Below are 7,215 nucleotides of genomic sequence, written 5' to 3'. Positions count from 1 at the left end.
GTGAACAGGTTCGCGGCCTATATTGCGTCGAGCCATGATTTCAACATTGCGGAACCACTTGTTGGGGTCGTAACCATTTTTATCTGCTAGACGGCGCATTTTGCGAATGTTGGCTGGGCCTGCGTTGTATGCTGCGAGAGTGAAGTAGACCTGATCGTCGGGGGAAATACCTTGCTCGTTGAAATAGCGATCTTTGATAAATCGCATGTATTTAACTCCCGCGTGGATGTTATTTTCCACTTGATAGATATCTGGAATATTGACGTTAGGATCTTTAGCGGTGCTGGGTAAAACCTGCATGACGCCTACAGCGCCTTTATGCGATACCTTGGTTTGGTCGAGGCCGGATTCTTGGTAACCTTGGGCTGAGATCATTAAAGAGTCGAAACTATATTGGTCCGAATATGTTTCAAACAATGGAGCGAGAGACTTTAGTTTACTGGTATGGTTGGGGTCCAAGATACGCTTTAGCCACTGGGTATTGCCAAGATACTTGTTGTAGATAACATTACCTAACAGAGTGCCAGAACGGTAGTCTTTTAAATAGCCATTAACAAAAGCTTTTAACTTGGGGCTATCTTTACGCATTGCCCAAGCGATTTGTCCATCTTCCCTTATCGGAACATCTGAGTGTACGCGAATGTTTTCCATTAACTTGATCCACAACTCTGTTTTATGACTGTCGAGTATGGTGGCGGGGATGTGGCCTTGATTGACCATTTCAACCAGTTCGTAATCTTGTAGGGTTTCTTCAATAAACCTTACTGTCACCGGTTGCAGAGATTGACTATCCAAAGTTCGGTTAATTGCTTGCAGACTCTCAAAGTAGCTTGAGCTTGCCCTGATCCAAACTTCTTTGCCACTTAACTGCTTGATAGAGGTCAATGGATTAATGGAGTGATGAGTCACTAACAACTCTTGAATGTTAGTTAAAACAGGTGCACTAAAGGCTATCAGTTCTTTTCTAGGCTCAGTGATGGTCAAGTTTGCGACAATCAAATCTCCGTAGCCCTGCTGTAGAGATGGGATCAATTCATCTCGATGGACAGGAATAACCTGTAAATTGAAGTAAGATGAACGTTGGCGTAACTCTTTTTCAAAGTGGTAAAGAAGCTCGGCAAGTATGCCTTTGGGTTTACCACCTTCGATGTAGTAAAACCCCAGGTCTGCGGACACCAAAACTCTAATCACCCCTTTCTTCTCTAGCTGAGAAAGGTCGCCCAAATATGGCTGCTTTTGCAGCGGAGAGAGCGATAGCGCGTAGGCGCTTTGAATTGAAATTAGCAGTAACAGAACAACAGTGCGCAGCATGACATACCTCTAAACCACATTGATTAAAATGTAGTTGCAAAGTCGTTGGTGTGCAAAGTTATAAACAAAAAGCGCCATCAAATGTGAAGGCGCTTTTTTCTACCAATATTAGTAAGTTATTCAGGGTTGAGTGCAATCAGCTCTTGGGTTCTTTCCACTGCATCTTCAAGACCAAGTTGCTGATACGCCTCTAGTTGGATTTCTAGAGATTTGCGTGCCGCTTCAGTGCTTGGAAAGGTTTTTTGTAGCTCTTGCGTACGGTTGATGGCAGCGACCCAAGCTTCACGTCGAAGGTAGAAGTCTGCTGTTGCTAAATCGTAGTTTGCTAGTCGGTTTTTAAGCGCGAACATGCGTTGTCTAGCATCGTTCGAGTATGGGCTAGTAGGGTAGCGCTCTAGCAGGCGTTTAAAGTCCGCAAAGGCTTTCTTTACTGGCTCAGGGTCACGATCGCTGCGATCCATATTAAAGATGCTGTGCATAAAGTTACGGTCTTGCGCCATGTGGGTTAAGCCACGCATGTAAAGAACCCAATCAAGTTTTTCATGAGTAGGGTTAAGGCGCATAAAGCGTTCAATGGTCGCTAAACCAAGTGTTAGATCATCGTTTTTGTAGTAGGCATAGATCAGATCAAGTTGGACTTGCTCTGAGTAAGCACCGAAAGGGTAACGAGAGTCGAGTGCTTCGAGTTTACCAATCGCTGTTAGCCAGTTGCCACTTTGAAGCGAAACCTGTGCTTCTGAGTAAAGCTCAGATGGTGGCACATCCGGTACAACTTCTTCGCTGCTAGAGCAGCCTACCAGTACGGATAATGCTAACAAGCCAGATAAAGTATGCTTTTTCATGTCAGGATTCGATTCCTTGAGATAAATATTTCTGTTGCTTCCGTTACTTTCTATCCGGTAACAGATACAATGTCCAATAGTATATTTTTCCACAGTAGTGACAATTAGTCTCACGGTTTTTAAAAAAGTTCGATATGGCTCAGCAGATTGAATTAACAAATACAGTAAAAGATAGCCAATTAGGTCAACGTTTAGACCAAGCTATCGCCGAATTATTCGCCGATTTCTCGCGTTCACGCCTTAAAGAGTGGCTGTTAGCCGGTAAGGTTCAAGTGGATGGAGAGGTTATAACTAAGCCACGCACTAAAGTAATGGGTGGTGAAGAAATCACGCTGCAAGCGGAACTTGAAGATGAAGAGCGTTGGGAAGCGCAAGATATTCCTTTAGATATCGTTTATGAAGATGACGACATAATGGTAATCAACAAACCGCGCGGTTTGGTTGTTCACCCGGGGGCAGGTACGCCAGATGGAACCGTACTGAATGCCTTGTTGCACCATTACCCTGATATCGCGGAAGTACCGCGTGCAGGTATCGTCCATCGTCTCGATAAAGACACCACAGGTTTGATGGTGGTGGCGAAAACCGTACCGGCTCAGACCCGCTTGGTTCGTGCTTTGCAGAAAAAGCGTAACTTTGTACGTGAGTATGAAGCGATAGCGATTGGTCGCATGACGGCTGGTGGTCGTGTTGAACAGCCGATTGGTCGTCACTCAACTAAGCGTACACTGATGGCGGTTAGCCCTATGGGTAAGCCAGCAATCACTCACTATCGAGTGGCAGAACATTTCCGCGAGCACACTCGCATCCGCCTGCGCCTAGAAACTGGACGTACCCACCAGATTCGTGTCCACATGTCTTATCTTCAGCATCCGCTATTAGGTGATACTGCATATGGCGGCCGTGCGCGTATCCCTAGCGGTGCGACGGAAGAGTTAGCAGAACAGATCCGCGCATTTGATCGTCAAGCGCTACATGCGGTAATGCTTAAGTTCGAGCACCCAATTACTGGTGAAGAGGTTGAGTTCCACGCACCCGTTCCAGATGATATGGTCGAAATGGCAGAGGCACTTCGCCAAGATACTCGTGAACATGGCTTAGAAGACGAGTACTAATCGTATGGAAATGATCGTTCCCAACTGGCCCGCAGCAAAACAGATCAAGGCGTTTTCATCGACGCGAATTGGTGGTTTTTCTGGCGGGGCGTATCAAGGTTTGAACCTCGGTACTCACGTTGGGGACGAGTTAACAAAGGTTGAGCAAAACCGTCGTTGGCTGACGCAGCAAGCCCAAATGCCGAGCGCACCGGTATGGCTCAATCAAACCCACTCAACCGTTGTAGCAGAAGTTAATACTCCTACTGAGCAAGTGTTGGACGCCGATGGTCTCTTCACGCAAAGGCGTGGGGTTGTCTGCTCCGCCATGACAGCCGATTGTTTACCTGTTTTACTGACAAATGTTCAAGGCACTCAAGTTGCAGCGGTACATGCAGGGTGGCGTGGATTAGTCAATGGTATTGTTGAACAAGCGGTGGCTAAGTTTGATGGTGAAGTGATGGCTTGGATTGGTCCTGCTATCGGTGCTCGAGCTTTTGAAGTAGGTAAAGACGTTGTCGATGAATTTGTAAACGCTGACTCGCAAGCGGTATCTGCATTTATTCCGCGCCAGCAGCAAGGAAAGTGGCTTGCGAATATGAACCAACTGGTTACCCAAAGATTGAATAGTGTTGGGGTGACGCAGGTTTATTATAGTGAGCTATGCACATTCGAAGATTCTACTCGCTTTTATTCTTATCGTCGTGATGGTGTGACAGGTCGACAGGCAACATTTATCTGGATTGAAAACTAATCCGCTATTTTCCGATTTGAATCAATATTTCTCCCCTTGAAAATCTCGCTTCGCGTATCCATCTTTCATACTGAATAGTTAATTTTTCTCAGTTTAAGTAGGAAGGTAAGCATGCGTCTTGACAGATTTACCAGTAAATTCCAAATCGCTATATCTGACGCCCAATCATTGGCTTTAGGCAGAGACCATCAATATATTGAGCCAGTGCACCTTATGGTGGCGCTAATGGATCAAAATGGCAGCCCGATTCGCCCGCTTTTGACCATGCTGGACGTTGATGTTACCCACTTAAGATCAAAGTTAAGTGAGATACTTGACCGACTGCCCAAAGTGAGTGGCATTGGTGGAGATGTTCAGTTATCAAGTGCGATGGGTACCTTGTTTAATCTGTGCGATAAAGTCGCGCAGAAACGTCAAGATGCGTATATCTCTTCTGAAGTGTTCCTACTTGCTGCGCTAGAAGACAAAGGTCCGCTTGGAGCGCTGTTAAAAGAGTTGGGTTTAACGGAAGCAAAACTATCTGAAGCGATTGATAAAGTGCGAGGTGGTCAGAAGGTCAATGACCCAAACGCGGAAGATCTTCGTCAAGCACTAGAAAAATTTACCATAGATCTAACCGAGCGTGCCGAACAGGGTAAACTCGACCCGGTAATTGGCCGTGATGATGAAATCCGCCGCACTATTCAAGTATTGCAACGTCGTACCAAAAATAACCCCGTGATCATTGGCGAGCCGGGTGTGGGCAAAACCGCTATTGTTGAAGGTCTTGCTCAACGCATCATTAACAATGAAGTACCGGAAGGTCTACGTGGGCGTCGCGTGCTCTCTCTTGATATGGGGGCGCTGGTCGCTGGCGCTAAATACCGTGGTGAGTTTGAAGAGCGGCTCAAATCAGTATTGAATGAACTATCTAAAGAAGAGGGCAATGTGATTCTCTTCATTGACGAGATTCATACCATGGTCGGTGCGGGGAAAGGTGAAGGTTCAATGGATGCCGGCAACATGCTTAAACCAGCTCTCGCTCGTGGCGAACTTCACTGTGTTGGCGCCACCACGTTGGATGAATATCGCCAATATATAGAGAAAGACCCAGCACTGGAGCGTCGTTTCCAAAAAGTGATTGTTGATGAGCCAAGTGTTGAAGATACGGTGGCTATTCTTCGCGGCCTAAAAGAGCGTTATGAGCTTCACCACCACGTTGAAATTACCGATCCAGCGATTGTTGCAGCGGCTAGTTTGTCTCATCGTTATGTTTCTGACCGTCAATTACCAGATAAAGCGATCGACCTTATTGATGAAGCGGCTTCAAGTATCCGCATGCAGATCGACTCCAAACCAGAGTCTCTTGATAAGTTAGAGCGTAAGATCATCCAGCTTAAGATTGAACAGCAAGCCCTGACCAACGAACATGATGATGCCAGTGAAAAGCGTTTAACCATACTAAATGACGAACTATCAGATAAAGAGAGAGAGTTTGCAGAGCTTGAAGAGGTATGGAATGCTGAAAAAGCAGCCTTGTCAGGTACGCAGCATATCAAATCTGAGTTAGAGCAAGCGCGAATGGACATGGAGTTTGCACGTCGTGCGGGCGATCTCAATAGAATGTCTGAGCTTCAATATGGCCGCATCCCTGAATTGGAAAAGCAGCTCGATTTAGCCACTCAAGCAGAAATGCAAGAGATGACGTTGTTGAAGAATAAAGTGACAGACAACGAAATCGCAGATGTACTTTCAAAGCAAACTGGTATCCCGGTTTCTAAGATGCTTGAAGCGGAGAAAGAGAAGCTACTGCGTATGGAAGATGTATTGCACCAACGTGTAATTGGTCAAACTGAAGCAGTTGAAGTCGTCGCTAATGCTATCCGCCGCAGTCGCGCCGGGCTATCGGATCCAAATCAACCTATTGGTTCGTTCCTTTTCTTAGGTCCAACAGGCGTGGGCAAAACGGAGCTATGCAAAACGTTGGCGAGTTTTATGTTCGATAGTGAAGATGCCATGGTGCGTATCGATATGTCTGAGTTTATGGAGAAACACTCCGTGGCTCGACTAGTTGGTGCACCTCCAGGCTATGTTGGCTATGAAGAAGGTGGTTACCTGACAGAAGCTGTTCGTCGTAAACCTTATTCAGTTATTTTACTTGATGAGGTAGAGAAAGCGCATCCGGATGTATTTAATATCCTTCTTCAAGTACTTGATGATGGCCGCTTAACAGACGGGCAGGGGAGAACCGTTGATTTCCGCAATACCGTAGTGATTATGACTTCGAATTTGGGCTCGACTCGAATTCAAGAGAGCTTCAGCTCGGTTGACTATCTAGGTATGAAAGAACAAGTCATGGATGTGGTCAGTAAACACTTCCGTCCTGAGTTTCTTAACCGAGTAGATGAAAGCGTGGTGTTCCACCCTCTAGGACAAGATCACATCAAGTCTATCGCTTCAATTCAGTTAGAGCGTCTATCTAAACGAATGGAAGAGAGAGGGTATTCGTTAGAGGTCTCTGATAAAGCATTAGACTTAATCGCTCAGGTCGGTTTCGATCCTGTATATGGAGCAAGGCCTTTGAAACGAGCTATTCAGCAGAGTGTGGAGAATCCACTGGCTAAAGCAATATTGTCAGGAAAAGTGATTCCAGATAAACCGGTTAAATTGCTGGTAAACAATGATCAAGTTATTGCCCACCAATAATTTCGTTCGCTAAATAGTAAAAAGAGCCCTAATTAGGGCTCTTTTGTTTTCTTTTTATGCTTATTGCTCGTTTGGTGAGCGAACGGACTAAAGTTGGTAGTTTTTTTTAATTTAGGACTTGTGCTTAGAAGTGAACTCTCTATAATGCGCCTCCGTTGCCACGGGATACCGAGCTGAAAAGCATAGGCAATAGAGGCGGTGAAAGTTAAGCATTAACTTTCGAAGAAATAACGAAAAAAGTGTTTGACACTGAAAGTTATCTCGATAAAATGGCCGTCCGTTTTGAGCAGAGCCCAAAACGAAGTTCTTTAAAAATATAGACCTATCAATCTGTGTGGGCACTCGTTGATGATAATCCAAATAGATACTTCGGTATCAATTTAGGTTTCAATGATACGAAGTGACCATTTGAATGAGCAATCATTCGAGCACAGTCAATTCAAGTTTTCTAGGAACTAGCTTCTAGTGACTAGGAACTTATCAGTATTCATTGAGCCTCCCCTATTTATTTAGGGAATCAAAACTTTAA

General features: G+C 45.3%; 5 protein-coding genes. 3 read left to right on the top strand and 2 right to left on the bottom strand.

What is annotated here, in order from left to right:
- Positions 1–1,311, bottom strand: a 1,311-nt coding sequence (locus QTO00_RS11465; protein ID WP_331424935.1) for a lytic transglycosylase F, incomplete at its 3' end; no start/stop codon positions are given.
- Positions 1,312–1,427: 116 nt separating this feature from the next.
- Positions 1,428–2,153, bottom strand: a complete 726-nt coding sequence (locus QTO00_RS11460) for an outer membrane protein assembly factor BamD (RefSeq protein ID WP_331424934.1) — start codon at positions 2,151–2,153, stop codon at positions 1,428–1,430.
- 134 nt (positions 2,154–2,287) lie between these two features.
- Between QTO00_RS11460 and rluD the strand changes: the two genes are divergently transcribed.
- From rluD to clpB, 3 genes are all read left to right on the top strand, one after another.
- Positions 2,288–3,268, top strand: a complete 981-nt coding sequence (gene rluD, locus QTO00_RS11455) for a 23S rRNA pseudouridine(1911/1915/1917) synthase RluD (protein ID WP_038206508.1) — start codon at positions 2,288–2,290, stop codon at positions 3,266–3,268.
- 4 nt (positions 3,269–3,272) lie between these two features.
- Positions 3,273–4,001 (top strand): peptidoglycan editing factor PgeF, encoded by a 729-nt coding sequence (pgeF, locus tag QTO00_RS11450; protein ID WP_331424933.1) that lies wholly within the window; start codon positions 3,273–3,275, stop codon positions 3,999–4,001.
- Between the two features lie 111 nt (positions 4,002–4,112).
- Positions 4,113–6,686, top strand: coding sequence for an ATP-dependent chaperone ClpB (clpB, locus tag QTO00_RS11445; RefSeq protein WP_331424932.1), 2,574 nt, complete (start codon positions 4,113–4,115; stop codon positions 6,684–6,686).
- Positions 6,687–7,215: the final 529 nt, after the last annotated feature.

The organism is Vibrio sp. M260118, from assembly GCF_036533755.1.
Taxonomy (GTDB): domain Bacteria; phylum Pseudomonadota; class Gammaproteobacteria; order Enterobacterales; family Vibrionaceae; genus Vibrio.
Note: the sequence above shows the minus strand (reverse complement) of the source record. Positions and strands in the feature narration are given on the sequence as shown.